Source organism: uncultured Rhodoblastus sp., from assembly GCF_903903185.1.
Taxonomy (GTDB): domain Bacteria; phylum Pseudomonadota; class Alphaproteobacteria; order Rhizobiales; family Beijerinckiaceae; genus Rhodoblastus.
On the sequence record NZ_CAIUXT010000222.1, the window covers coordinates 13,968 to 38,051 of the forward strand.

Annotated in this window: 26 protein-coding genes and 1 pseudogene; 9 read left to right on the forward strand and 18 right to left on the reverse strand. The window is 64.1% G+C overall.

The features are described from left to right. Positions 1-16: 16 nt before the first annotated feature. Entirely contained in the window at positions 17-841 is an 825-nt protein-coding gene (locus QZY01_RS19575) for an SDR family NAD(P)-dependent oxidoreductase (RefSeq protein WP_294540538.1), read from the reverse strand. A gap of 84 nt (positions 842-925) precedes the next feature. On the opposite strand from QZY01_RS19575, the gene QZY01_RS19580 reads away from it, so the two are divergent. Continuing rightward, positions 926-1,483 (forward strand): TetR family transcriptional regulator, encoded by a 558-nt coding sequence (locus tag QZY01_RS19580; protein ID WP_294540540.1) that lies wholly within the window; start codon positions 926-928, stop codon positions 1,481-1,483. 142 nt (positions 1,484-1,625) lie between these two features. Here QZY01_RS19580 and QZY01_RS19585 read toward each other — a convergent pair whose 3' ends face one another. The 4 genes from QZY01_RS19585 to QZY01_RS19600 all read right to left on the reverse strand — a co-directional run bounded on the left by QZY01_RS19585 (position 1,626) and on the right by QZY01_RS19600 (position 5,282). Further along, positions 1,626-2,435 carry a hypothetical protein gene (locus tag QZY01_RS19585; RefSeq protein ID WP_294540542.1) on the reverse strand — a complete coding sequence of 270 codons (810 nt, stop codon included), beginning with the start codon at positions 2,433-2,435 and terminating at the stop codon, positions 1,626-1,628. A gap of 223 nt (positions 2,436-2,658) precedes the next feature. Continuing rightward, positions 2,659-4,074, reverse strand: coding sequence for an ATP-binding protein (locus QZY01_RS19590; protein ID WP_294540544.1), 1,416 nt, complete (start codon positions 4,072-4,074; stop codon positions 2,659-2,661). Then, a complete protein-coding gene (locus tag QZY01_RS19595) occupies positions 4,071-4,760 on the reverse strand; it encodes a response regulator transcription factor (RefSeq protein ID WP_294540546.1) in 690 nt (229 codons plus the stop codon). Before QZY01_RS19595 ends, QZY01_RS19590 begins: the two co-directional genes overlap by 4 nt. Positions 4,761-4,787: 27 nt before the next feature. Then, entirely contained in the window at positions 4,788-5,282 is a 495-nt protein-coding gene (locus QZY01_RS19600; protein WP_294540548.1) for a hypothetical protein, read from the reverse strand. 211 nt (positions 5,283-5,493) lie between these two features. On the opposite strand from QZY01_RS19600, the gene QZY01_RS19605 reads away from it, so the two are divergent. Continuing rightward, positions 5,494-6,060, forward strand: a complete 567-nt coding sequence (locus QZY01_RS19605) for a hypothetical protein (protein ID WP_294540550.1) — start codon at positions 5,494-5,496, stop codon at positions 6,058-6,060. Positions 6,061-6,193: 133 nt separating this feature from the next. On the opposite strand, the gene QZY01_RS19610 is transcribed toward QZY01_RS19605, so the two are convergent. Beyond that, positions 6,194-7,528 (reverse strand): ferric reductase-like transmembrane domain-containing protein, encoded by a 1,335-nt coding sequence (locus QZY01_RS19610; RefSeq protein WP_294540552.1) that lies wholly within the window; start codon positions 7,526-7,528, stop codon positions 6,194-6,196. Positions 7,529-8,233: 705 nt separating this feature from the next. Here QZY01_RS19610 and QZY01_RS19615 point away from each other — a divergent pair. Beyond that, a complete protein-coding gene (locus QZY01_RS19615; protein WP_294540554.1) occupies positions 8,234-8,812 on the forward strand; it encodes a DUF1214 domain-containing protein in 579 nt (192 codons plus the stop codon). Continuing rightward, positions 8,809-9,438, forward strand: a complete 630-nt coding sequence (locus QZY01_RS19620; protein ID WP_294540556.1) for a hypothetical protein — start codon at positions 8,809-8,811, stop codon at positions 9,436-9,438. The genes QZY01_RS19615 and QZY01_RS19620 overlap by 4 nt, the downstream gene beginning before the upstream one ends. Positions 9,439-9,459: 21 nt before the next feature. On the opposite strand, the gene QZY01_RS19625 is transcribed toward QZY01_RS19620, so the two are convergent. Further along, on the reverse strand, positions 9,460-9,681 hold the full coding sequence (locus QZY01_RS19625) for a hypothetical protein (RefSeq protein ID WP_294540558.1): 222 nt from the start codon (positions 9,679-9,681) through the stop codon (positions 9,460-9,462). 189 nt (positions 9,682-9,870) lie between these two features. Here QZY01_RS19625 and QZY01_RS19630 point away from each other — a divergent pair, with 189 nt between their 5' ends. Continuing rightward, positions 9,871-11,040 (forward strand): DUF2336 domain-containing protein, encoded by a 1,170-nt coding sequence (locus tag QZY01_RS19630; RefSeq protein ID WP_294540560.1) that lies wholly within the window; start codon positions 9,871-9,873, stop codon positions 11,038-11,040. Between the two features lie 71 nt (positions 11,041-11,111). Here the strand turns inward: QZY01_RS19630 and QZY01_RS19635 are convergent, their stop codons facing one another. Continuing rightward, a complete protein-coding gene (locus tag QZY01_RS19635; protein ID WP_294540562.1) occupies positions 11,112-11,408 on the reverse strand; it encodes a hypothetical protein in 297 nt (98 codons plus the stop codon). 150 nt (positions 11,409-11,558) lie between these two features. After that, the gene (locus QZY01_RS19640) at positions 11,559-12,272 is read right to left on the reverse strand and encodes a phosphodiester glycosidase family protein (RefSeq protein WP_294540565.1); all 714 of its coding nucleotides are present in this window, start codon (positions 12,270-12,272) and stop codon (positions 11,559-11,561) included. A gap of 136 nt (positions 12,273-12,408) precedes the next feature. Between QZY01_RS19640 and ribB the strand changes: the two genes are divergently transcribed. The 3 genes from ribB (at position 12,409) to QZY01_RS19655 (ending at position 15,971) form a co-directional block, all read left to right on the forward strand. Continuing rightward, complete coding sequence (gene ribB, locus QZY01_RS19645; RefSeq protein WP_294540567.1) at positions 12,409-13,713, forward strand: 3,4-dihydroxy-2-butanone-4-phosphate synthase; 1,305 nt, start codon at positions 12,409-12,411, stop codon at positions 13,711-13,713. Continuing rightward, a complete protein-coding gene (gene cobO / locus QZY01_RS19650) occupies positions 13,710-14,315 on the forward strand; it encodes a cob(I)yrinic acid a,c-diamide adenosyltransferase (RefSeq protein WP_294540569.1) in 606 nt (201 codons plus the stop codon). Before ribB ends, cobO begins: the two co-directional genes overlap by 4 nt. Positions 14,316-14,516: 201 nt before the next feature. Further along, complete coding sequence (locus QZY01_RS19655) at positions 14,517-15,971, forward strand: cobyric acid synthase (protein WP_294540571.1); 1,455 nt, start codon at positions 14,517-14,519, stop codon at positions 15,969-15,971. Between the two features lie 6 nt (positions 15,972-15,977). Here QZY01_RS19655 and cbiB read toward each other — a convergent pair whose 3' ends face one another. Then, positions 15,978-16,952: an adenosylcobinamide-phosphate synthase CbiB gene (gene cbiB / locus QZY01_RS19660; RefSeq protein WP_294540573.1), complete on the reverse strand. Its 975-nt coding sequence runs from the start codon at positions 16,950-16,952 to the stop codon at positions 15,978-15,980. On the opposite strand from cbiB, the gene cobD reads away from it, so the two are divergent. Next, positions 16,951-17,991, forward strand: coding sequence for a threonine-phosphate decarboxylase CobD (gene cobD, locus QZY01_RS19665; RefSeq protein WP_294540575.1), 1,041 nt, complete (start codon positions 16,951-16,953; stop codon positions 17,989-17,991). The genes cbiB and cobD overlap by 2 nt on opposite strands. A 24-nt stretch (positions 17,992-18,015) precedes the next feature. On the opposite strand, the gene QZY01_RS19670 is transcribed toward cobD, so the two are convergent. From QZY01_RS19670 to QZY01_RS19705, 8 genes and pseudogenes are all read right to left on the reverse strand, one after another. Next, entirely contained in the window at positions 18,016-18,387 is a 372-nt protein-coding gene (locus tag QZY01_RS19670) for a phage holin family protein (RefSeq protein WP_294540577.1), read from the reverse strand. Between the two features lie 131 nt (positions 18,388-18,518). Next, the gene (locus tag QZY01_RS19675) at positions 18,519-19,625 is read right to left on the reverse strand and encodes a helix-turn-helix transcriptional regulator (protein WP_294540579.1); all 1,107 of its coding nucleotides are present in this window, start codon (positions 19,623-19,625) and stop codon (positions 18,519-18,521) included. A gap of 274 nt (positions 19,626-19,899) precedes the next feature. Further along, positions 19,900-21,474, reverse strand: a complete 1,575-nt coding sequence (locus QZY01_RS19680; RefSeq protein ID WP_294540581.1) for a 2-isopropylmalate synthase — start codon at positions 21,472-21,474, stop codon at positions 19,900-19,902. Positions 21,475-21,573: 99 nt separating this feature from the next. Next, positions 21,574-21,723, reverse strand: a complete 150-nt coding sequence (locus QZY01_RS19685) for a hypothetical protein (RefSeq protein WP_294540583.1) — start codon at positions 21,721-21,723, stop codon at positions 21,574-21,576. 27 nt (positions 21,724-21,750) lie between these two features. After that, a complete protein-coding gene (locus tag QZY01_RS19690) occupies positions 21,751-22,002 on the reverse strand; it encodes a Txe/YoeB family addiction module toxin (protein WP_294540653.1) in 252 nt (83 codons plus the stop codon). Between the two features lie 68 nt (positions 22,003-22,070). Next, positions 22,071-22,274: pseudogene (locus QZY01_RS19695) on the reverse strand (type II toxin-antitoxin system prevent-host-death family antitoxin); the annotation flags it as partial. Positions 22,275-22,672: 398 nt separating this feature from the next. Next, positions 22,673-23,242 carry a PEPxxWA-CTERM sorting domain-containing protein gene (locus QZY01_RS19700; RefSeq protein ID WP_294540585.1) on the reverse strand — a complete coding sequence of 190 codons (570 nt, stop codon included), beginning with the start codon at positions 23,240-23,242 and terminating at the stop codon, positions 22,673-22,675. Between the two features lie 584 nt (positions 23,243-23,826). After that, positions 23,827-24,009 carry a hypothetical protein gene (locus QZY01_RS19705; RefSeq protein ID WP_294540587.1) on the reverse strand — a complete coding sequence of 61 codons (183 nt, stop codon included), beginning with the start codon at positions 24,007-24,009 and terminating at the stop codon, positions 23,827-23,829. Positions 24,010-24,084 lie beyond the last annotated feature (75 nt).

A 24,084-nucleotide genomic window follows, 5' to 3' on the forward strand; every position in this document is an offset into this window, starting at 1 on the left:
TTGAAAGGCCGGGGCTTCAGGCTCCGGTCATGCCCGCCATCACTTTCGCCATCACCCGCACGCGGAAATAGCGGGGCAGAAGGGAGAGCGACGCTTCGAGCGCCTTGGCGAGGAAACCGGGCCTGACCGTCGTCCGGCGACCGAGCGCGCGCAGCGTTCCGCGCGCGACTTCTTCGGGAGTCTGGCCGCTGGCGATTTTCATTCCCGAACGCGCCCCGAAACCGCTGACGACCGGACCGGGCGCCGAGGCCAGCACATCGACGCCGCTGCCTTTCAACTCGACGGCAAGCCCTTCGGCCAGGGTCTGGACATAGGCCTTGGTCGCCGCGTAATTGGCCGCCCTCGGCACGCCCTGAAAGGCGACGAGGGAACTCATCAAGACCAGCGCGCCGCGGCCCCGGGCCACGAAACGGCGCGAGAAATCCTGCGCCGATTGCGCCAGCGCGCGACAATTCAGGTCGATCATCCCGAGTTCGGCCTGTTGGGATGCGTCAACAAAGGGTCCGCTGCCGCCATAGCCGGCCGCCAGCACGATCAGCCCAACGTCGATATCTCTGGTCTCGCTGTCGAGCCGGGCCGTCTGCGCAAACGAAGCGAGGTCGGCGACCAGCGCAAGCGCCTTGACGCCGAAGCGGCGCTTTACCTCATCCGCCAGATCGTCAAGGGCGGCGCCGCGACGGGCGACCAACACCAGCGAGAACCCCTGCCGCGCCAATTCGATCGCGAAGGCGCGGCCGATCCCGTCGGAAGCGCCGGTGACGACGGCCCAGGGGCCATAGGCGGCGCAAAGCGCGCTCTGTGCAGCGGGGACGTTTTGTTTGGTTGGGACGTGTTGGTTCATGGGTGACCTCCTCCATTTAGATGTCATTCAACATCTATTTGCGTGGATGTCAATCGTCATCTATGTTGGCGTCGGAGGTCGATCATGAGAAAATCAAGGGAAGCGGCCGCGCAGAGCCGAAGCCGCATCGTCAACGCCGCCTCGCGGATGCTTCGCTCGCGCGGGGTTGACGGAACCAGCGTGGCCGACGTCATGCAGGCCGCCGGCATGACCCATGGCGGTTTTTACAAGCATTTCGCCTCGAAGGTCGAATTGTCCGACCTTGCCGCGCGCGCCGCGTTCGAGGAAATTGTCGCGCGGTTCGACGAGCGCGAGAAGATTGAGGGACTACAGGCCGCGCAGAAAGCCTATTGCGCCGAATATCTTTCATTGGCTCACGTCGAACATCCCGAACTCGGCTGCCCGGTAGCCGCCTTCGGCGCGGACGCCGGCCGGCTTGCCGGGGCGCTCGCGCCGGCCTTCGCCGAGGGCGCCGAACGGCTCATCGAGCGATTCGACGCAACCGAAGGCGCCGCTGCCGGACGGGCGGAGGCGATCAGGAGGCTGGCCAGCCTGATCGGCGCAGTGGTGGTCGCGCGCGCCGTGGGCGACGGCCCGCTGCGCGAGGAAATCCTCGCCGCCTTTGTTTCGGATGGAAATTGACGGCGCCGGACAAGGCGCGCCCGGCGCCCACCTGGAGTGTTTTCCCAACAAGGTGAGGTCTTTTCAAAAAAAAAGAATAGGCGATCAAAAAACTAAAGGCCGCCTCGCGGCGACCTTTCAAAAGTCTGCGACCAGAAAACGATCAGGCGGGGAAGCGTACGGTTTTGTTGCGACGATACGCGGCGAGACCTGCACCAGCGAAGCCCATCAGCATCATGGCCCAGGTCGAGGTTTCGGGCACGCCGCCCGCCGCATTGAACGTTCCGGAAATAGCGACGCCGTTCAATGTTCCATAGTTTTCACCGGGGGCTTTCTGCAGCGAAACGATGAGTTGTTCGCCCGCCGTGACGGAAAGGCTATTTTTCGTTACGGTCCAGGGAGACGATCGATCTGTATTGGAAAGGTAGCCGACATCAGCCGATCCAAGAACGGTTCCTCCAAGCGAGACGCTGTCGACATTCGTGCGCTGGATTACCAAACCGCCCGTCAACGTGTGCGCGTACCAGAGGTCGGTGGTAAAGCTGATCGTCCCGTTCGAGGGGGCCGTCCAGATTATTTCGACCGGCAAACCATCGCTTGGCGAATGAACGATCACGTCGCCCTTCTTGAAATCCCCCAGCGTGTAAGTCCCTTGCGCTCCGCTGGCGGAGGGCCCGTCGACGACCGACTTGATGACGTCTGGCGTATTCTGGTCTAAATTATTGCCGGAGCTATAATATCCGCCAGAGCCGATCGTCGGTATTCCTGAATTGCCGTTGCTCAGGGGCGCGCCGACATTGGACAGTGGCGAGCCGGCGTAAACAAACGACCATGCCCCGTTCGGATTGCTTGTGTAGCTGAAGTCCGCCGAAAGATCGAATGTCGACGCCTGCGCCGAAACGTCGCCTGCAAAGGCAATAAACAGCCCCAAGGCGACAACCCGACCTCGTACTAAATTAGATTGAGAAAACATTTTTCGGCCTCCATGGCGACCGGAGCGCAATTGACGTTCTTACTTTCGCCGCGCTCCCACGCCGGAGCGTATATAGCCGTTGACCCGAAATCAACAGGCACGGTTCGCACAGAGCGTTGAAAACATTAAATTTGCGGCCACAGCAGCGTTAAACAACTGTTTAAGTTCATTTAATTTCTTAACCATTGCGCTGCTTGCGTCCTCGGCCACCCCAAATCCGCGGTCATTGCTGCAGCGCCGCCGGCAGAACCAATGTCGCGCGCAGGCCGCCGAGCGGCGAATCGCCGAGTTCCAGCCGCCCGCCATAGGCCGAGGCCAGATCGGCGACAATCGACAGGCCAAGGCCCGAGCCCGGCTTGCTCTCGTCGAGCCGCCGGCCGCGCCGCAGCGCCTCCGCGCGCTGCGCCACCGTCAGTCCGGGGCCGTCGTCATCGATCGTGGCGCAAAAAAACGCCCGGTCGCGTGCGCCCATCGGCGGGATTTCGACCAAAACCCGCACTTCGGAGCGCGCCCATTTGCAGGCGTTGTCGATCAGATTCCCGGCCATATCGTCGAAATCCTGCCGCTCGCCGAGAAAGCTCACGTTTTCGGGGCAATCCACGGCAAGGTCGATGGCGGGATAGATTTTGGCGAAGGCGCGCGCCAGGGCGGCCAGCGCCGGCGACGGATCGGCGGAAGCGCCGATGGCGCCCGCCCGCGACGCGGCGCGGGCGCGGTCGAGATGAAAGGATAATTGCCCGCGCATCAGTTCAGCCTGTTCGCCGATTTTGCGCGCCAGGCCTGAATCGTCGCCATCGGTCTCGTTGACGATGACGCTGAGCGGAGTTTTCAGCGCATGGGCGAGATTGCCGACCTGAATGCGCGCCCGCTCGACGATTTCGCGATTGGCGGCGATCAGCAGATTGAGTTCGTCGGCCAGAGGCGCGATTTCGAGCGGAAAGACGCCGGCGATGTTTTCGGCCTGCCCGCGCCGCACCGCGATCACGTCCCGGCGCAAACTCCTTAGCGGACGCAGGCCGTAGCGCGCCTGAAGCGCCATCGCCGCCACCAGCAGCAGCGCCAGCGCCAGAAAAGTCACGCCGAGGTCGAGCTCGAATTGCCCGACCTGACCGTCCACCGATTGCGTCGTCGCCGCGACCTGCACCAGATAGCGGCCCTGGTCGCCGGCGTCTATGATGCGCTCCAGCATCCGCAGCGGTTTTTTCTCCGGCCCCATGACTTCGCCGCGCCGCCGGATATTTTGCTCCGCGTCGCCGGGCGCCGGTTCGGCCTGCGCCGATTCAACTTGCGTATCGCTCAGGCGCGGCAGGCGCGAGGCGAACAGCGAGCGCGAGGAGCGGATCTGCGGCGGTTCGACATCGAGCCGGGTGATCTGCCAGTACCAGCCCGAAAGCGGCAGTTCGAATTGCGGCTCGCCCATCTGACCGGGATCGGCCAGCTGGTCGTCGCGCGGAGCGGTGATGTCGGCGACGAGCGCGCGCAGATAGACGCCGAGCTGGTCGTCGAGCGCCGCTTCCGCCGTCTGGCGGTAGAGCGCCGACAGCACCAGCCCCGCGAAGGTCAAGACCACGATGCAGGCCAGCGCCGAGGACCAGAACAGCCGCGTCGCGATCGAGGTCGAGCCGAGCCGCCAGTTCATTTGCCCGCCGGCGCGCGGCCCAAAGCGCCGCCCGGCTCGATGACGTAGCCGAGGCCGCGCACCGTCTGCAGCACATCGACGCCGAGCTTTTTGCGCAGGCGGCCGATGAATACCTCGATGGTGTTGGAGTCGCGGTCGAAATCCTGATCGTAGAGATGTTCGACGATTTCGCCGCGCGACACCACGCGTCCCGCATGGTGCATCAGATAGGCGAGCAGGCGATATTCATGCGAGGTCAGCTTGATCGCCGCGCCCGAGACCAGCACGCGGCCCGATTTGGTGTCGAGCGCCACCGGACCGCAGACCAGTTCGTTGGTGGCGTGGCCGGTCGAGCGGCGCAACAGCGCCCGCAATCGCGCCAGCACCTCCTCCAGATGGAAGGGCTTGGGCACGTAATCGTCGGCGCCGGCGTCAAAGCCCTGCACCTTTTCGCTCCAGCCGTCGCGCGCCGTCAAGATCAGCACCGGCATGGTCCGCCCGGCCTTGCGCCACGCGGTCAGCACCGAAATGCCGTCGAGTTTCGGCAGGCCGATGTCGAGCACCACCGCGTCATAGGGCTCGGTGTCGCCAAGAAAATGTCCGTCCTCGCCATCCGTCGCCGCATCGACGGCATAGCCCGCCGCCTCCAGCGCGGCGACAAGCTGGCGGTTGAGGTCCCTGTCGTCTTCGATCACAAGCAGGCGCAAGTTTTTGCCCTTTCGGGAAAGTGGATTTCAACGGGCGTCGGGCCCGCCGACGACCGCTCCGGTCGCGGCGTTCATCAACAGGCGGATCACCCGGCCATCGGGCCGCAGCAGGGTGATTTCGTAAATATCGAGCTCGCCGCGGCGGCACAGCCGGCCCGACAGCGCCTCGGCATGGGCATAGGCCGCCGCCTTGCGCATCAGGGCGAAAGGCTCCCGCAAATTCTCGGCGACCACCCGCTCGCGCGTCTCGGCCCTCGAATAACACAGGCGAGGACCCGGCGGGCCCGGGTCCATGCCGCTGAAAGGCTCAATGGGCGGCGGCCCGGCGGGATCTGGCTCGACATCGTAAGCGCGCGGACCGTCAAAGCGCGGACCGTCATAGCGTGGAACCCCGAAATAGGGCCCGCCGAAATGCGGCCCCCAGCCGCCGAAGCGAAAACCGTCCGCCCCGGCGATCTCCGCGCCGAGGATGAAAAACCCGCAAAGGCCGACCCGCAAAAGTTTCACCAGAACTTTGGCCATGACGCAGATTGGTCCGCCCAGTCTGAACAAGTCGTGAACCGCTGGCGCCGCACGGCCGGGCGACATGCCGGCGCAAAACCGCCGTCACGAGAACACCGGATTGCCGTCGCGCTTTAGCCGCAATGCGCGCTCCAAAATGCAATATCCGCCGCTATAGCTGCGGCGACAACCAGTGCGCCCGTAAAACCAAACCGCCCGAGGGTCATCGCGCATGAGTCGCCAGTCGAGCCTTTTTCCGCTTTCGTCCGCCGCGCGCATCGTCGTCGCCGGGACTTTTTGCATCGGGGCGGTTTTCGCCCTCGCCGGCCTGCCGGGGTTCCGCCCGGAGCCAGAGCCCGAAAAACCCGCCGCGTCGCCGCGCGTCGAAATGCGGGCGGCGCCGGCGGCGCTGCCGGTCTACAGCTATTATCCCGAGCAATTGGCGGCCCTGCAAAGTCTGAGCCGGTTTCAACCGATCGCCGACGCGGGCCGCCAGCCGGAGCCGCAGCCCGTCGCGGTCGCATTGAGAGTCGCGGCGCCGGACGTCCGACCAGCGCGCCGCCCGGATTCGCCGGCAAAACCCGCCCCCGTCGCAGCGGCGAGCGCTGCCGCCGCTGCGACGGCGACGACGCCCGAAAGCCAGAAAATCGTAAGCTTTCCGCTGGCCGAGGCGGCGGAAATCAGCGGACGTTTCGCCGGGCTGCGCGACGCTGCGGCGAGTTGGGGCCAGGCGGTCGTCGGCACGGGCGCACAGGCCGCCGCGACTCTCGGCGGCAAGATCGCCAGCCTCTGGCGCTGAGCCCGGGACAAGGTAGCCGGAACCTATTTGGACAGCACAAATCTTGGAACTGCCGGTCCAGTTGACGCCGACACTCGCAACATTTGGACTTGGGGGGATCGAGGGATCAGATGCCTTCCCGATCGACTGTCCGTTATCGCATCTCGAACAGTTCCTGGTGGAAACGGGATGTCGGCAGCCCCTGCGCAACCATCGCGCCGCGGATCGCCTCGCCAAAACCGCGCGGGCCGCAAAACCAGACGTCGGCCTGTTTCCAATCCGGCGCCGCAGCGACGAGGCTTTGCAAAGTTAGACGTCCGCCATTCGATCCGTCCACCAGATGAAATGCGATTCCCGCTTGTTCGGCCAGTTGCCGGATCGGGGCGATGAAGGCCAAGTCCGGCGCATTGGTTGCATAGAACATGTCCACCGGATATGACCGGCCAATTGCGGCGAGGTCCCTGAGACGAGCGATGAATGGCGTGACGCCGACCCCGCCGCCGATCCAGATTTGCCGATCGCCGGCGCCGTGAAAATTGAACCGGCCATAGGGACCTTCGACCACGACGCCCTGCCCCAGATGCAGGCTGCTCGCCAGGGTTCGGGTGTAGTCGCCGAGCCCCTTGATGGTAAACGTGAGCAGCCCGTCATTTTGCCAGGCCGAGGAGATGGTGAAGGGATGCGCATTCTCGACATCGTCGAAATTCACGAATGCAAACTGGCCGGCATCGTGTCCGCGCCAGGCCGTTTTGAGCCGAACCCCGACCTCGAGCGCCTGATTGCCGTCATACAGCAACAGCGTCGCAATGGCTCCCGAGGCCTGACGCGAACTGCCAATTTTTCGAAACAGCGCAATCACCGCAGCTACCGTTCCCGCCGTTAGCAGCAGCGCCAGCACGGGACCGAGCGGCCTGGTCCAATAATTCCGGTCCATCAAAATAAAGGCGTGAAACACCAATAGCAGGTAGACCAGCGGCATGAGGCGATGCGTCTTGAAAAAGTATTTGTACGGAAAACGCTTCCACAGCGCGAGTCCGACCAGACCGACCATCAGGTAGAACGCCCATTCGCCGATCTCGACGGCAGGTTCTTTCAAATAGCGAAACAGGTCGAAACCGGTCGCCACTTCCTCCGCCTTGGGCGGCTTCGGCGGAATGACGAACAGGCTCAGATCGGTGATCCATGACGGTCCCTTGCGCAGCACCCAATGCGCGATTGCGAATCCCAGCGCTGAGATACCCAGCCATTTGTGCAAGCGATAGAACTTGTCGAGGCCGCCCAGCGGAGTTTCAAACCAGGCCGGACGGGCCGCCAGAATCACGCCAACGGACATCAGGCCCAACGCCAGCACACCCGTGCCGTAGACCAGGGTTTTGCGCATTGCCCAGAAGTCCCCCGTGAGCGCGCCCGGCTCAAGGCTGAGCAGCCAGAGTCCCGCCAATCCGACGATCGCCGATGCGAATATGGTCTTCAGTATTTTGAACTGCATGCATCTATCCAATTTCGTGCAATTGAGGACGCGCCGTCTTCCGGGGAAACCCGCCGATTTTCCAGGCAGGACGGCTCGAAAATTGAAACGACGCCCTTGGAGTTCTCAATCCGCGATCCTCGGCGTCGCAGCAGGCGGTCGTGCGCCCAACCTATGCGCCCAGGCGATATCTCGCGTCGCTCTCCCAAATTCCCAACCAATATCAGATACCGCTATTGCGTAACTTAAACGGTTGGGTGCTTGCAGCGCCCTACCTAAACTTGGCTTTTAAAACTAGGCCTGAAACAAGATGCGTGGGTAGGTTCGGAAAATACTCACGTTCGAGCCGGGAATGATTCGTCGATTTCTGCCATTCCTGAAGATTTATTGTCGGCTCGCTCCGGGTCAACTTGTCGGGAAGGTGGGCGGTCCACCGTTTCCCGCTGTTGCGACACCCGCTCTATCCGTAACGAGTGTCCGTTTTAAACGGATGGAAGCGGTTAAAAAAACGCCTCAGCGTCCATGCGACGAACAGGAATTAATCGGATGGGCGCCGCGGCTTCCCTCCCCGCGCCCGTCGCGCCGGGCGTTTCAAGCGAAACGCTTGCCAGACAAAGCGCCTTCGTGCCACCAATGCGCAGCCGCTCAAAATCGCGCTGTTTTCGCGCGGCTCAGTTTGCCGAAAACCATCCGGCGCGGGCGGAAAAGCGGAGGCGGGAAAGGGCTTTGTCCAGACTGAAACCCCTGCCGGCCGCGGCCTTCGCCGCTCTCGCGCTGGGCGTGGCCGCGACCGCGCTGTCGCTGCGCGGGGAGCCCGGTTTCGGCGCGGTGCGGCTCGGCGCCTGGACCTCCTTTCCGCGAATCGGCGGCGCCGACATCGACCCCTATGGCCGCGCCGTCGTGGCGCTCGGAGGCGCGATGCCCCTCGGCGAGGGCGAGGGTCTGGCCTTCGTCGCCGACAGGGACGACGACGGCCGCGCCCTCGATTCGCGCTGCGACTATCTCATTTCCGGCGCCGCCCTGCCTGCGCGCCTGTGGACCCTGAGCGCCTACGACCTGGAGGGCCGCCTGCGGCCCAACGAGGCGGACCGCCACGGCCTGACTTCCGTCGGCCTGCTGCGCCGCAAGGGCGGCGACTTCGCCATCGCGGCGGCGCGCGCGGCGCGCCCCGGCAACTGGTTGCCGCTTGGCGAAAAAAGCCGGTTCCTTCTGGTGCTGCGCGCCTATGAGGCCGGGGCCTCTTCGCTGGCCGGGGCCTTCGAGGGCTGGAACGCGCCGAAAATCGCGCGCGGCGACTGCTCATGATGCGGCGGGAGACCGATTTCTGGCTCGACCGGACGCTCGACCTGCTGCCCTGGCTGCTGGCGGCGCTGCTGGGCGGCGTCGCCCTCCATCTCCTCACGCTGCTGGCGCTGCCGCGCCTGACCCCCAGCTCGGCCTACCGCAGGCTGGCGCTCAAAACGCCGGTCGGACAAGTCGCCTTGCTGCCGCGCGCCGCGCCGGGGACGGGGCCGAGCTTCTCCGATCCCTTCGCCACCCTGGCGCTGTGCCGATTCGATCTCTCGCTAGGACCACTACGCCTGCGCGCCCGCGCCGACAACGACCATCCGTTTTCGGTTTCGGTGCGGCTCGCCGACGGCACCATCATCTACAGCGCCAACGACCGCCAGACGCCGAAGGGAAGCTTCAATATCCTGATCGTCACCCAGGCCCAGGCGGACGCCAGCGATCTTCAGCGCGACAACGCCGGAGCGGACGAGAATGCGGCCGGCGACGCCGGGACAGTTAACGAGGATGAGTTGCGGCTGATCTCTCCGGCCAAGGCCGGCTTCGCCCTGTTTCGCGCGCTCAGCCTGCGCGAGAGCGATTACGATGCGGCGGCGGCGGCGCTCGCCTCCGTCGAATGCGCCGTGGAAAAACCGGCGCGATGAAAAGTCAGGACCACTATCGCCTCATGCGCGTTTCTTGCGCCGGGCGCCGGTCCCGCCGGACCGGCGGCGACCGGACGACTGGTCGGGGCCGTTCGCGCTGGTCGCGCCATGCAGCCGGTCTGGATGGTCTTCCTGGCGGTGATAGCGCACGCCGAGAAAAAACAGGATCTGCGCCGGGCCTTCCGGCGGCGCCGATCTGGCGCGCGTGCGCCCGTTGCGGCAAAATGGTTTGACCTCGCCCATGGTTTCGATGTCCTCGCGCCTTCCCCCGCCGAAACATGCGGCGGCACAAACAGCGGGGCGGCGCGACGCCAAGAGCCCAATGGGGCGTCCTCTCCACCCGTCGAATCATTAATGAATGGCGTTGGTTAATGATGCGTCAAGAAAGCTCGGCTAGGCTTCAGGCCTTGGAATTATTCCGGACCCAGCCTCATGCAGACCGACATTTTTGCCCGCCTGCGCGATCTCGCGGCCTCCGCCGGGTCCGGGACCGGGGAAATGCGCCCGATTCTGCTGCGCGTCGCCACCGACCTGTTCGCCCTGCACGAGCGGCACAGGCCGCATGAAATCCGGCTTTACGAAGAAATGGCGGACCGGCTGATCGCCGACGCCGACGAGGCCAGCCTGACGCTCGTCGCCCGCAAGCTGGCGCGCTGCCCGGACGCGCCGGCCGCGATCTTGCGGCGCATCCGCGCCCGGGGCGGCGCGCCGGAAGTCGAAATCTTGGCTGCCGACCCGCGCATCGAACACAAGGAATTGCGCCAGGTCGCCGCCGGCGGGGCCTGCGACCACGCCTGCGCCGTCGCAGGACGCGACGATCTCGACCGCGAAATCGCGAAAATTCTGAGCCGGAGGCCGGAACGCGAAGTCGTCCGCGCGCTTGCCGCCAACGCGAAGGCGCCGCTCGCCGTCGAAGAACTGCGGCTGCTGTGCGCACGCGGACGCGACGACGCGGTTCTGGCGCAAGCCCTGCTGGCGCGGGGCGAGCCGATGCTCGAATGGCTCCCGCTCTACCTCGCCGCCGATGCGGCGCAGCGGGAAAAGCTGATCGGCCTCGCGCGCGCCGCCGGGCTCGCGCAGATCGGCCGGCCCGACGACCTGCCGCCGCTTGACGAGGAGGCCGCCGCGCGTCTGGAGTCCTGCGCCTTGCGCCGCAAACGATCGGCCCTGGCGCTGACGCTCGCCGAAATTCTCGGCTGCGACCAATTCCGCGCGCGAAAGATCGTCGGGGACGAAGGCGGCGACGCCTTGACCCTCGCCTTCATCGCCATCGGCCTCCCTCGGGAGGCCGCCGCGCGAATCCTTCTCGCCGCCTTTCCGAAGGTCGCCTTGTCGGTGGGCGCTTTTGCACGCACCATGGCGCTCTACGCCCGATTGCCGCGCCGCGAGGCGTCGCGCATCGTCGCCGCCTTCGCCGGCGAGGCGGGAAAGGCCGGCGCCAAATTCTTGCGCGCGCGGGCGGCCAGGGCGCAGGCGGGAAGGTCTAAGGCCGAGCGCCCGCAAGAAGCAAGGGCTCCGGCGGGAAAAGGTCTCGCGGGCGCTGCGGGAGGGGCCTTTTCGGCGCGTAATGCGAACCCGCTCCGGACGTTCACGCGGCGGTGACGCGCGGGACGACGCACGATCCAAAAGCCAAAAATTGGCCCAAGAACCAAAACTGGCCCCAACGCCTGATTTCAGTTCGGCAATTGGTCGATCGGAATGAAAATCTTGCCCAGAAAGCCCTGGCCTCTGGCAGGATGTTCCTGACAGGTGAAGGTCAGGGTCTCCTGACCATTGGCGTTCCAGCCGCGCCACTGGCGGGGAATCAGCACCATGCCATATTTGGCGCATTCCCGTTCCGCCAGCGCCACCAGATGGGATTCGCGGTCGGCGGGCCGGTCCAGGCCGGGATATAAAAAGTAAGTCACTTCACGCGGGGCGCAACCGGAGATCGCGAGAAGCAACCCGACGATAAACAGACGTCGCATCATCGCGCTCCACAAGTTGGGTTGCCCAGGTTCGAATGGTTTACAAGGTGAAAGAATCAAATATCGCCTTGACCGGCCATGCTTGCCGACGAGCCCTCTTTTCCAGCAAGAAACCGGCGAAGTCAATCCGCGCGTCGAAAGTTGGGCCATCCGTTATTGCCCCCTCGCCACCACGCCGACGATCGGCCCCATCGGCAGGGTGAAATCGTCGCGCCCCAGTTGCGGCGCGTAAAGCGCCGAAATCGAACCGTCGAGAAACAGCGCATTGTCGCATTGCAGCTTGTCGCGAAACAAGCTCGCGAACTGAAAAAACGTGACAGGCTCGTTGGATATAGCGAAAATCGCAAGTCCTTCATGATCTACGCCGACGCCGTTGCGCAATTTGAGCGACGTGCCGTCGGCATGGATGCGCGGATGAATCTTGCCGTTGAGCACCAGCATCGGGCCGGACTGGGTGGCGTAGGCGGCCGGGGGGCGCTGGCCAAGGAAATGCGAGGTCTCCCAGACTCCCGCCTGCCCGCCGCCGACGAAAAACACACCATTGGGTTTGAGATGGAAATTGGCCGCGCCGCCGCGCGTATTGGCGCGCTTGAGCTCGACGCCCTGTTCGATATAAAGCCCGACCGGCGCATTGCTGTAGTCATACATGCCGCCGTTCATGCCGAAGATCAGTTTTTCGCCCGGCTTCAGGCTGGCCGCCGCCGCCTCGAAACTGCCGAGAGGCTGGCCGTCGGGACCGCGCCAGAACAGGCGCAGATCGTCCTTTTTCGGATCGAAGCGGCAGATCGTGTAGGACTGGCCGCCCTGGACCAGGTCGCCGCAAGGCGCGGTCAGAGCCGGCGCGCAGGCCAGGATCGACGCCAACATCGCCGCCAGAACGGATTTGGGGCTCAGCCCGAGTAAACCGGCCGGAAGCCCGTTTCCGGCGAATCGGCGCGCCCGGCGAGCCGGTTCAGCGGATTTTAGTATTGCTAAAATCGACAAAATCCTTAGCCTCGAAGCCATGAAGCTGGCGGCATGGTTACGCAAATCCGGCGTGAGCCGAATTGAATTCTCGCGGCGGCTCGGCCTGACCCCCGGCGCCGTCAGCCAGTTGTGCAATCAGGAGCAGGTGTGGATGTCGCGAGAGACGGCGCGGGCCATTGCGCGCGAAACCCGGGGCGCCGTGACGCCCAATGACTTTCTGCCCGACGTTGCGGGCGAGAACAAGATGCTGGAGGCTTCCATGTCGAATTCGGTGACCCAGGCCGTCGAGGCGATCAAGCGCGGCGAGATCGTCATCGTCACCGACGACGACGACCGCGAGAACGAGGGCGATCTCGTGATGGCGGCGAGTCTCGCCACGACGGAGAAAATGGCCTTCATCATCCGCAATTGCTGCGGCATCGTCTGCGCGCCGCTCTCCGCCGCCGAGGCCCAGCGCCTGCATCTTCAGCCGATGGTGGCGGAAAACGACGCGCCGCTCGGCACCGCCTTCACCGTCACCGTCGATGTCAAACATGGCCTGACCACCGGCATATCGGCCGAACAGCGCGCCAACACCGTGCGCGGCCTCGCCAACAATAATTTCGGCGCCGCCGATTTCGTGCGGCCCGGCCATGTGTTTCCGCTGATCGCCAAGGAAGGCGGCGTGCTGATGCGCTCCGGCCATACCGAAGCCGCGGTCGATCTTTGCAAACTGGCCGGCATGCCGCCGGTCGGCGTGATCTGCGAATTGGCCAATGACGACGGCACCGTGATGGTCGGCCCGCAAATCGCCGCCTTTGCCGAGAAAAACGGGCTCCGGCAGATTTCGGTGGCCGATCTGATCGCCTACCGGCAGGCGCGCGACAAACTGGTCGAGCGCGTCGCCGCCTTTCCGGTCGAAAACCGATATGGCCGGTTCACCGGCTACGCCTTCGTCACGCCGTTCGATTCGGTGCAGCATTTCGCGCTGGTCGCCGGCGACATCGGCGATGGCCGCGACATTCCCGCCCGCCTGCACCGCGCCGATATTCTTTCCGATATTTTCGGCGGCGGAACCGCGATCAATTCGGCGCTCGAAGCCTTCCAGAAAAAAGGGCGCGGCGTTCTGGTCTATCTGCGCGACGGCGCGGCCGGCGTGCCCGCCAATCTGGTTGGCCAGAAGGAAGAGGCCGGAAACGAAAACGCCCGCGCGCGAAACTGGCTCGACATCGGCCTTGGCGCGCAGATTCTGCGCGATCTCGGGGTTTCGTCGATCCGCCTGCGCACCAATGCGCCGCGCAAATATGTCGGCCTGTCGGGCTTCGGCATCGAGATCACCGGCATAGAGGACGCCTCGCGATGAGCGAAGACGAATTGCGCCACCAGCGCAAAATGGCCAGACGCAAAGAGGTCCAGGACGCCGAGGTCGCCGCCAAGACCATTGAGTCCAAAGGCCTGCTGATCGTGCATACCGGGCCGGGCAAGGGCAAGTCCACGGCGGCGTTCGGCCTGATCCTGCGCGCGCTCGGCCATGACTGGCGCGTCGGCGTGGTGCAATTCGGCAAGGGCGGCTGGGAGACCGGCGAACGCAGGGCGCTGGAGCGTTTCGGCGACAAGGTCAGCTGGCACACATTGGGCGAGGGCTTTACATGGGAAACACAGGACCGCGCCCGCGACCTCGCCGCCGCCGCCCGCGCCTGGGACAAGACTTTGGAACTGCTTGCCGACGAGACCATCAAATTGCTGGTGCTGGACGAACTCAACATCGCCTTGCGCTACGAACATCTGCCGCTCGACGAGGTGGTGGCGACGCTTGGACGGCGGCGTCCCGACCTGCATGTCGTCGTCACCGGGCGCAACGCGAGGCCCGAACTGATCGCCAGCGCCGATCTCGTCACCGAAATGGGCGCGGTCAAGCACCATTTCGCCGCCGGCGTGAAAGCGCAGGCGGGGATCGAGTTTTGAGATGAGACATGCTCCCGTGAGTCCCGTCATGGCCGGGCAAAGCCCGTCGGGAGACGGGCGTCTTTCGACGCCCTTTGTCCCGGCCAACCACGCGGCGCGGTCTCCACAGTCTTGTCCGTCCTGCGCAGGCCCAATCGCGTGGATGCCCGGCACAAGGCCGGGCATGACGTGCGAGGGAAACGGCGATGATGGCGTCTCCGCATGACCCGCTCCCTGATGTTTCAGGGCACCGGCTCGGATGTCGGCAAATCCCTGCTCGTCGCCGGCTTCTGCCGCGCCTTCACGCTTCGAGGCTTGCGCGTAAGACCCTTCAAGCCGCAGAACATGTCGAACAATGCCGCCGTGACGCAGGATGGCGGCGAGATTGGCCGCGCTCAGGCCTTGCAGGCGCGCGCCTGCCATGCCGCGCCAAGCCTCGACATGAATCCGGTGCTGCTGAAGCCGCAAAGCGACACCGGCTCGCAGATCGTCGTGCAGGGAAAAATCTTCGGCGTCGCCAAGGCCCGCGACTATCAGGCGCTGAAACCGCAACTCGCTGGCTTTGTCGCCGAGTCCTTCGCCCGCTTGCGCGAATCCGCCGATCTGATTCTGGTCGAGGGCGCCGGCAGTCCGGCGGAAATCAACCTGCGCCAGGGCGACATCGCCAATATGGGCTTTGCGCGCGCGCATGACGTCCCGGTGGTGCTGATCGGCGACATCGACCGCGGCGGCGTGATCGCGCAACTCGTCGGCACGAAACAGGTGCTCGACCCGCCCGACGCCGCGATGATTTGCGGCTTCCTCGTCAACAAGTTTCGCGGCGACGCCAGCCTGTTTGCCGACGGCATGGCGATCGTCGCGCAACAAACCGGCTGGCCGGCGCTCGGGCTGGTGCCGTTTTTCGCGCCGGCCGCCTGCCTGCCCGCCGAAGACGCCATGGCTCTGTCGCAGCGCCGCGAGTCGTCGGGCGCCGGAAAAATCATCGCCGTCCCGATCCTGCCGCATATTTCGAATTTCGACGATTTCGACCCGCTCAAACTGGAGCCGGACGTCCGGCTCGTCATGGTTCGCCCCGGCGAGCCCTTGCCGGTCTGCGACCTGATCGTCCTGCCGGGCACGAAAACCACCATTTCGGATCTGGCGTCCTTTCGCGCGCAAGGCTGGGACATCGACCTGCGCGCCCATGTCCGGCGCGGCGGCAAGGTGTTGGGCATTTGCGGCGGCTATCAGATGCTCGGCCAAAAAATCTCCGATCCGCTCGGCATGGAGGGCCCCGCCGGCAGCGTCGAGGGCCTCGGTCTGCTCGACGTTGCGACGCAAATGACCCCGGACAAGGTTTTGCGCGCCTGCGCTGGCGTTTCCTCCCCCGAAGACGCGGCGTTCGAGGGCTATGAAATGCATGTCGGCGTGACCGATGGCCCGGATTGCGCGCGAAATTTCCTGACCTTCGCGGACGGGCGGCGCGACGGCGCACTGTCGCCGGACGGCGCCATTCGCGGCGGTTACGTCCATGGCCTGTTCGCCCATGAGTCTTTGCGCGCCGCGCTGCTGCGCTGGATCGGCGCCGAGGCGGCGGATTTCGCCTATGAGGCGGAAGTGGAGCGCACGCTTGACGCCCTGGCCGACCATCTCGAACGGCATGTCGATCTCGATGCGCTGCTGGCGCTGGCGCGATAGCGCGCGCTATGCGCCAAAGACCCCGACCAGCATTGCCAGAAAAATCATCTGCGCGGCGCAGGCGCGGCGATAGAGCGCCAGAGCGCACCGGATGTCCTGCGCGTCAAGTTCGGCGCGGCCGTCGCCCATGAAGGCGTCGGCGACCAGTTCGCCGCCATAGATGCGCGGTCCGGCCAGTTTGAAGTCCAGCGCGCCGGCCATGGCCGCTTCCGGCCAGCCGGCATTGGGCGAACGGTGGTTTTTGGCGTCGCGCCGCACCGCGCGAATCGCGCCGGCGCAATCCGCTCCGGGCGAAACGGCGGCGGCGAGCGCCAGCCAGAGGGCGGCCAGCCGCGAGGCGGGCAGATTGACGAGATCGTCGAACCGCGCCGCCGCCCATCCGAAATTCCTGTAGCGCTCGCTCTTGTGGCCGATCATCGAATCGGCGGTGTTCGCCGCCTTGTAGAGCGTGCCGCCGGTCAGGCCGAAAACCGCCGTCCAGAAGGCGGGCGCGACCACGCCGTCGGAAAAGTTCTCCGCCAGACTCTCGACGGCGGCGCGCGAGACGCCGGCGACATCGAGCGCCGCGACATCGCGCCCGACGATCATCGCCACCGCCTTGCGCCCGCCCTCCAGCCCCTGCGCCTCCAGCGCCCGCGCCACCGCAGCGACATGATCGTAAAGGCTGCGCTGCGCCATCAAGGAACTCGTGGCAACCGCCAGCAGGACGAAGCCGAACAGGTTTTTCGGCGCCAGCGCGGTCAGGGCCGAGGCCGCGCCTCCGGTCGCCGCCAGCGCCAGGGCGAGCGCGACAACGCCGGCGCATTTCCGCGCGGCGCCGGAAAATGCGGGGCGGTTGAGCCCTTGCTCCAGACGCGCGATAAGGGCGCCGATCCAGGTGACAGGATGGCGTATAAGGGCATAGACAGGCGCCGGATAGCCGATCAGGGCCTCGACGGTCAGGGCGGCAAGAGCCAGAGCGAAAGGATTTGCGGACAGCATGGGCGACGTTTTTCGGCCTGAGCAGGAGACGAATCGGCTGGCGGCTCTGGCGACAGCCTATCATGGCGGCGGGCTCGCCGCCGCGCGGCGGCGCTTTCCGCTGGCGCCCGAACCCTGGCTCGATCTGTCCACCGGGATCAATGCGCTGCCCTATGCTTGCGGCGGTCTGAGCCCGGAGGCCTTCGCCCGCCTGCCCGAAGCTGAAGCAATCGCCAAACTCGAAGCCGCCGCCGCGCAATTTTTCGGTCTGGGCGCCGGCGCCGAATGCGTCGCCGCGCCGGGCACGCAAAGCCTGATCCAGTTGCTGCCGCGCCTGTTTCCGGCGCAAGACATCGCCCTGCTCGACTTCACCTACGCCGAACACGAACGAGTCTGGGCTTTGAGCGGCGCCCGCGCGCAAACGCGGACAAGGCTCGACGATCTGGCGCAGGCCGATGTTGCGATCGTCGTCAATCCGAACAATCCCGACGGGCGCCTTGTCGCCGCCGACGATCTCGTCGCTTTGGCGCATCGAAGGGCGGCGCGCGCAGGCCTGTTGATTATCGACGAAGCCTTCGCCGATTTCCTGCCGCGCGCAAAAAGTCTCAGCTCCCATCTTCCCCTGCCCGGCGCGATCGTGCTGCGCTCCTTCGGCAAGACCTTCGGGCTGGCGGGGCTGCGGCTCGGCTTCGCGCTGTGCGGGCAGGATCTGGCCAGGAAATTGCGCGCGGCGCTCGGTCCCTGGGCGGTCAGCGGCGCGGCGGTTGAGATTGGCGTCAAAGCCTATGGCGATGCGCGCTGGCTGGCGCAAAGCGCGGCGCGGCTCGAACAAGACGGCGCCCATCTCGACGACCTGTTACGCAAGGCTGGGTTCGTTGTTCTTGGCGGGACGCCCCTGTTCCGGCTGGCGCGCCATGACGAGGCCGAAAAAATCTTCGAGCGTCTCGGCGCCGGCGGCGTGCTGACCCGCCCCTTCGCCGGAAAACCCGGATGGCTGCGCTTCGGCATTCCGCATCGGGGCGAGGATTTCGACCGGCTGGCGAAAATCCTGCCTGGCTGAACGGTCGGCGCGCCGTTCGCCTTATCAGCGATGGACGACATAGACCTCATAGCCGGAAGGACCGACCAGCCAGGAGATCACCCAGGAGGTCAGGCTGACGACGATCGAAGTCAGGATCGCCGGCAACAGCCCTTCGACGTGAAAACCTGTGAGGAAATGCGCGACCAACTGGATCATCAGGCCATTGACGACCAGAAGGAACAGGCCGAGCGTCAGAATGGTGATCGGAAAGGTCAGCACGACCATGATCGGCCGCACCAAGCCGTTGACGACGCCAAGCGCCAGCGCCGCCCAGATCAGGGTCCCGTTCGAGGCGAAGGCGATGCCCGGCACGATGCTCGACGCCACCCATAGGCCCACCGCGACGACGGCGGCGCGGATGAGAAAACCGATCATCTGAAACTCCCTTTTCCGATTAATTGGTCATGGCCGCGCTTTTATGCAACGACGCCCGGCGGCGAGCAAACCGCGCCGAGAGCGCGTCCGGAGAACTTCCGTTCAAAGGACGCGCTCCAGGTCTCTGTTCTTTAACGGAGCGACCTTTTGCCGAATAAAGCCACCAGTTCGCTCTGCCGGGACACTCCGGCCTTGGCGAAAACCCGTTTCAGCACGGTGCGGGCCGTGGATTCGGCGATTCCGAGCTTTTCCGCCGCGGCTTTGGGCGCGAGACCCGAACCGACCAGCGCCGCTACCCGCGCTTCGCCGAGCGTGAGGCCGAGAATGTCGCGCACCAGCGCCGGATCGGGCGCGGCGTCGCCGCTGGAATCGATCATCAGCACGATGGCGCGCGCCTGCGCCAGCATGTCGTGGGTTGCGGCGGCGCCTTCGGTCACCGGCAGGACATAAAGGGTCAGCGGCGGCCGGTTCAGGCCGCGCTCGACGACGACATTGACCGGTTCGCGCGAGTCCGCCCTTTCGCTGCGCGCCAGCGCCCGCGCGATCTTCCGCCGCACCGGGGCGGTCAGCCCAACCGCTTCGCCGGCCCCCGACAGCACTTCGAACCCGGTCCGGCTCGCCGGATTGGCGAAAATCACCCGCAAGTCATTGTCCAGCGCGAAAACGCCGATCCCCAGCCGGCTCAGGACTTCGCGCATGCCCAGATTGCAGTTTTCGGCGTCGAACAGACGAATGGACAGTTTCAGCGATCGCTCGACATGGCGGGCCAGCAGGCTGACCTTATGCACTTCCTCGCCCGCGTAAGGCGCCCTCGCCTTGTCGCGCTGGACGCTGAGCACCGCCTGCACGTCTTGCTCCGGCGAAAGAAACACCGCGGCGCACCAGTAAACGCCATGGCGCGCGAAAAACTGGGTGTAGATCGGCAGGGTTTCGAGTTCCTCGACGCTGAACAGGTCGAGGTCGGTCACGCCTTCGCGGTCCGACAAGTAGCCATGCTCGAAGCCACGCGCCGAGCGCACGTCGAGATGCTGCCAAAGGGCGTCATATTCGCTCTGCGCCTCCGCCAGTGCCGGCGACACCACCGATCCGTAGCGGCCGTTTTCCCGCCGCCAGACCAGGAGCGCGCCGGTATCGCGAAAACAATTCGCCACGGCCTGCAAAGCCATCGGCCAGCGCGCCGGCGCAAGCGCCGCCTCGTAAATCTGGTCGACCGCCAGGCTGAAATCCAGATCGATCATGGCTCGCACCCAAACCCGACCGGGTTGCGGAGGGGAATTCATGGCGCAGCTTACCCCAAACGGGGGATGCGTGGAAACCGCAATGCAGCCATGCTACTTTTTGTGGATACGGGTTTTCCGGCCACGATTTCAAAACCAAACCATTTGCGCCAGCTGACCGGGTTATCCGGGGGGCGCCGCCGCCGGAGCGAGGATTTTTCCATTCGCCGAAGAATGGAAAAGCTCCTAGCAGGCGGCGGTTTTATCGTGTTTCAAGTCCCTGCCGTCGTTGCTTTCATATCCCTGCTATCGCTTCCAGCGGTTCGCGCCCGCGCCGCGCCAGAATCTTGTTGAGCGCCGAGACATAGGCCCGCGCCGAGGCGACCAGTGTATCCGGATCGGCGCCCTTGCCGGCGACGACCACGCCGTTTTCCGACAGCCGCACCGACACTTCCGCCTGCGCGTCGGTGCCCTCGGTGACCGCGTGGACCTGAAACAGCTCCAATTTGGCGTCATGGGGCGCCAGGGCGCGGATGGCGTTGAAGATCGCGTCCACCGGACCATTGCCGGTGGCCTGATGGGTCTGCGGCGCGCCGTCGATCTCCAGCGTCAGCGCCGCCGATTGCGGCCCCTTGGTGCCGGCGATCACCGTCAGCGCCAGAACCTTGATGCGCTCGCGCGAGGACACGATCTCGTCATCCACCAGCGCGGCGATGTCCTCGTCATAGACAATCTTCTTTCGGTCGGCCAAATCCTTGAAGCGGTTGAAAGCCACTTCCAGCCCGTTCTCGCCCAGATCGTAGCCCAGTTCCTTGAGCTTTTCCTTGAAGGCGTGGCGGCCCGAATGCTTGCCCATCACCAGCGAGGTCTTCGACACGCCGACCGATTCCGGCGTCATGATCTCGTAGGTATGGGCGTTTTTGAGCATCCCGTCCTGATGGATGCCGCTCTCATGGGCGAAGGCGTTCCGCCCGACAATGGCCTTGTTGTATTGCACCGGAAAACTGGTCACCGCCGAAACCAGTTTCGACGCCCGCGTCAGCAAGGTCGCCTCGATGCCGTTGCGATAGGGCAGAACGTCGGCGCGGGTGCGCAGCGCCATAACGATTTCTTCGAGCGCCGCATTGCCGGCGCGCTCGCCAATGCCATTGACCGTGCATTCGATCTGCCGCGCCCCGCCCATCACGCCGGCGATGGAATTGGCCACCGCCATGCCGAGATCATTGTGGCAATGGACCGAAAAGGTCGCCTTGTCGGCATTGGGCACGCGCGACCGGACCATCTCGAACAGGGCGCGATATTCGTCCGGCGTGGTATAGCCAACGGTGTCGGGAATATTGATCGTGGTCGCGCCGGCTTTGATCGCGGTCTCGACGGCCCGGCACAGGAAATCCGGCTCGGTGCGGGTGCCGTCTTCCGCCGACCATTCGACGAATTCGACATGGTTTCTCGCGCGCGATACCGATGAGGCGATCAGCTCCAGCACTTTTTCGGGCGCCATCTGCAATTTATACTGCATATGGACCGGCGAAGTGCTGATGAAGGTGTGGATGCGCGGGATGCGCGCCTGTTTGACCGCCTCGGCGCAGCGGTCGATGTCCTTGGCGGACGCCCGCGACAGGCCGGCGACGGAGGCGTTTTTAACCCGTTTGGCGACTTCCGACACCGAGTCGAAATCGCCCTGCGAGGCGATGGGAAAGCCGGCCTCGATGATATCGACGCCCAAGGCGTCCAGGATATCGGCGACCTCCAGCTTTTCTTCAAAGGTCATCGAGGCGCCGGGGCATTGCTCGCCGTCGCGCAACGTGGTGTCGAAAATGAAGACGCGGTCGTTTTCGGAAGGCTTTGGGGTCTGCTGCTGTTCGGTCATTGTTGAACGCCTTGAATTTGGGATGACCCCGGCGCATGGCTGCGGGGCCGGAAACGGCGATGAAAACCCCTGAGCGCCCAGGCAAAGCCCGGCCGGCCCTCAGGGGTTGATAAGAAGAAGAAGCTGTTCGAGCGCGCGCGCGGACGGGCGCGGGGCGATTGGCCCGGCGTTCATCGTCAGCGTCTGATGTGCGTCCTGGGGCACGTGCGGCTCGCGTTGAGGGGCTGAAACAGCCTTGATTTTTTTCATAACCGATTTGGGGGGGGCGGCGCAAGCTCATCCATAATGATAGCGGCATTGTGCGATATGCAGGGCGCCGTCGATGACGCGATAGACCAGACGATTTTCCTGCGTCAGCCGCCGCGACCACCAGCCCGACAGCGCGCCACGCAAGGGCTCCGGCTTGACGGTCCCCGTGAAGGGCGTTCGCGCGCATTCCTTGATGAGGCGATTGAGCCGCGCCAGCAACTTGGCTTCCGTCGCTTGCCAATAAAGAGTGCCTTCCCACGTGGACTCGTTGAAAACCAGCTTAACTCGGCGGGGTCCGGCTCTTCAAGGGCGCGCTCGCGTCCCTCGCCCTTGTCGAGTTCGGCGATGGCCTCGCGCAGACGCTCGGCGTTTTTCGGGCTGGCGAGCAGGTAACGGGTTTCCTCGAACGACGCGTAATCTTCAGGCGACATCGGCACAGCCGCCGGCTTGCCCACGTCGCGCGTGATGATAACCTGCTCGCGATCGGCGTTCACCCGGTCGATGGTCCCGGCGAGATTGCGCCGCAACTCGCTGTAAGAGTTGGTTTTCATGTTTTTTTTGTACGCGTAATTGTACGTTAGGGCAAATGAGGGGCGAGGCTCGGCGCCGGGAATTCAGGACGGGATCGCATTGCGCGGGCTTGGCTGTTTCGGGTTTCGCGTGAGAGACCGGGGCGCGTTTCGTTTTCTGCCATGAACTCCCGGTCCAACATCGGTGCGCCGTTGCAATTGAGGATTTAGCACCATTTGACGTATTTCGAGGCCAAAGGCCGGGCGTTCATCGTCAACGTCTGGTGTGCGTCCCGGGGCGCGTGCGGCTTGCGATGAAAGGTTGAAAAAGCCTTGGACGGATTTTGATGACCGATTTAGGGGGGTGGCCGCAGGAGCGCCGCCACAAAAGGAAAGACCGCCTAGCAGCGGTCTCTCCATGGTTTGAAAGGTGCGAAAGATCAGGCGGAAACCGAGGCGGCCTTGACTGACCGGCGATGGGCGGCAAAGCCGAACCCTGCGAAGCCGACGAGCATCATCGCCCAGGTCGACGGCTCGGGAACCCCGCTCACGCCATTATAAAAATTCGTGGAGCTTGGGTCCCCATTACCCGCCAGATACCTGAAGGTTTCGTTCGGGTTTTCGACAGCGCCATTGTATCCCAAGTTAAGAATCCCCGTATCGGCCAACGCTCCACCCCCGGGTAAGGACGTGAAGATCAGGTATCCGTGTGATCCTGCATTGTAAAAAAGCAGATTGTCGCTGATTGCTCCGCTTACATCTAGAATGTTGACGCCGCCAGCGTTGATGATTTCTGGAAGCGCGTAGGTCAGGACGTTGCCGGTAAATGTATTCGTCGGATCAGCGGCGAGGAACCCTGGATCGTTGACCACGGGGCCATAGAAGCCTCCGCTGAACACGGAATATGATCCGTTGCCATTTTCATCGAAATTGATCGTAAACTTGGCCTGCGCCGCGTTGGCCGCGACCATTGCCGCCGCGGCAACGAACAAACGAGAAACATTTTTCATTGACGTTCTCCCCGAGGCAAACAAGTTCGACGAACCCTTTGACCCTGATTACCCTCCTTCAAGTTAAAATTTTTGTCAATATTTTAATATTTGAATACGCTTCAATGAGGTCTGACCGATGGTCGATTGCTAAGTCACTGTTCATGTTTACATAATTCTGACTTGGCGCAAATTGTCCATCACGCCATCAGCCAAGTTTATTTGCCCTTAAACGACGGTAACACTTGCCTTTTTTCCACTCCATCGAATTTCTTCCGTTGAAATTCTGATCCTGAAAGATGACCGACATGGCGGAAAAAATATTTTCCTTCCCCTTTCCCGAAATGCGAATTGCGTTGACGTTTCACCAAAATCCCGGCTGCAACAAATCGCCGCCAATGAACCCGGAGTTCGGGGACAGGAAACGAATTGCGCCCCCGATTGCCGCGCTCCACGCAATCGCATCCCGCCCCTTCGCCCGCACCAAAGCCAGCAGAGCAGTTTCAGCGACGGCCCGCTCGGGCGCCTCACTCCCCGCTCCCGGTCGCTGACCCGTTTGGTCCGCAAATTCAGATGATGGGCAAAAACCGCCGGCGCCCCGGCCTTCATCGGTCTCTGGATTGCTTCGCTGCGCTCGCAATGACGGTGGCCGGTTTTTGCCAAAATGCGTCAAGATCGAGCAGGGTCGCCTTGTCTAATGCAACGACGCGGTGCAGGCCAGCGCCCGTCTTGCGCAAGACTTCGAGGCGCCGGTTGCGATAACCCAACCTTGTCATGGCGTCCTGCATCCGTGATTTTTCCAGCACTCTCGTTCTGATCTCATACCCTTGCGACTGTTCAATTGTAGCGGAAATCCTGGCGCC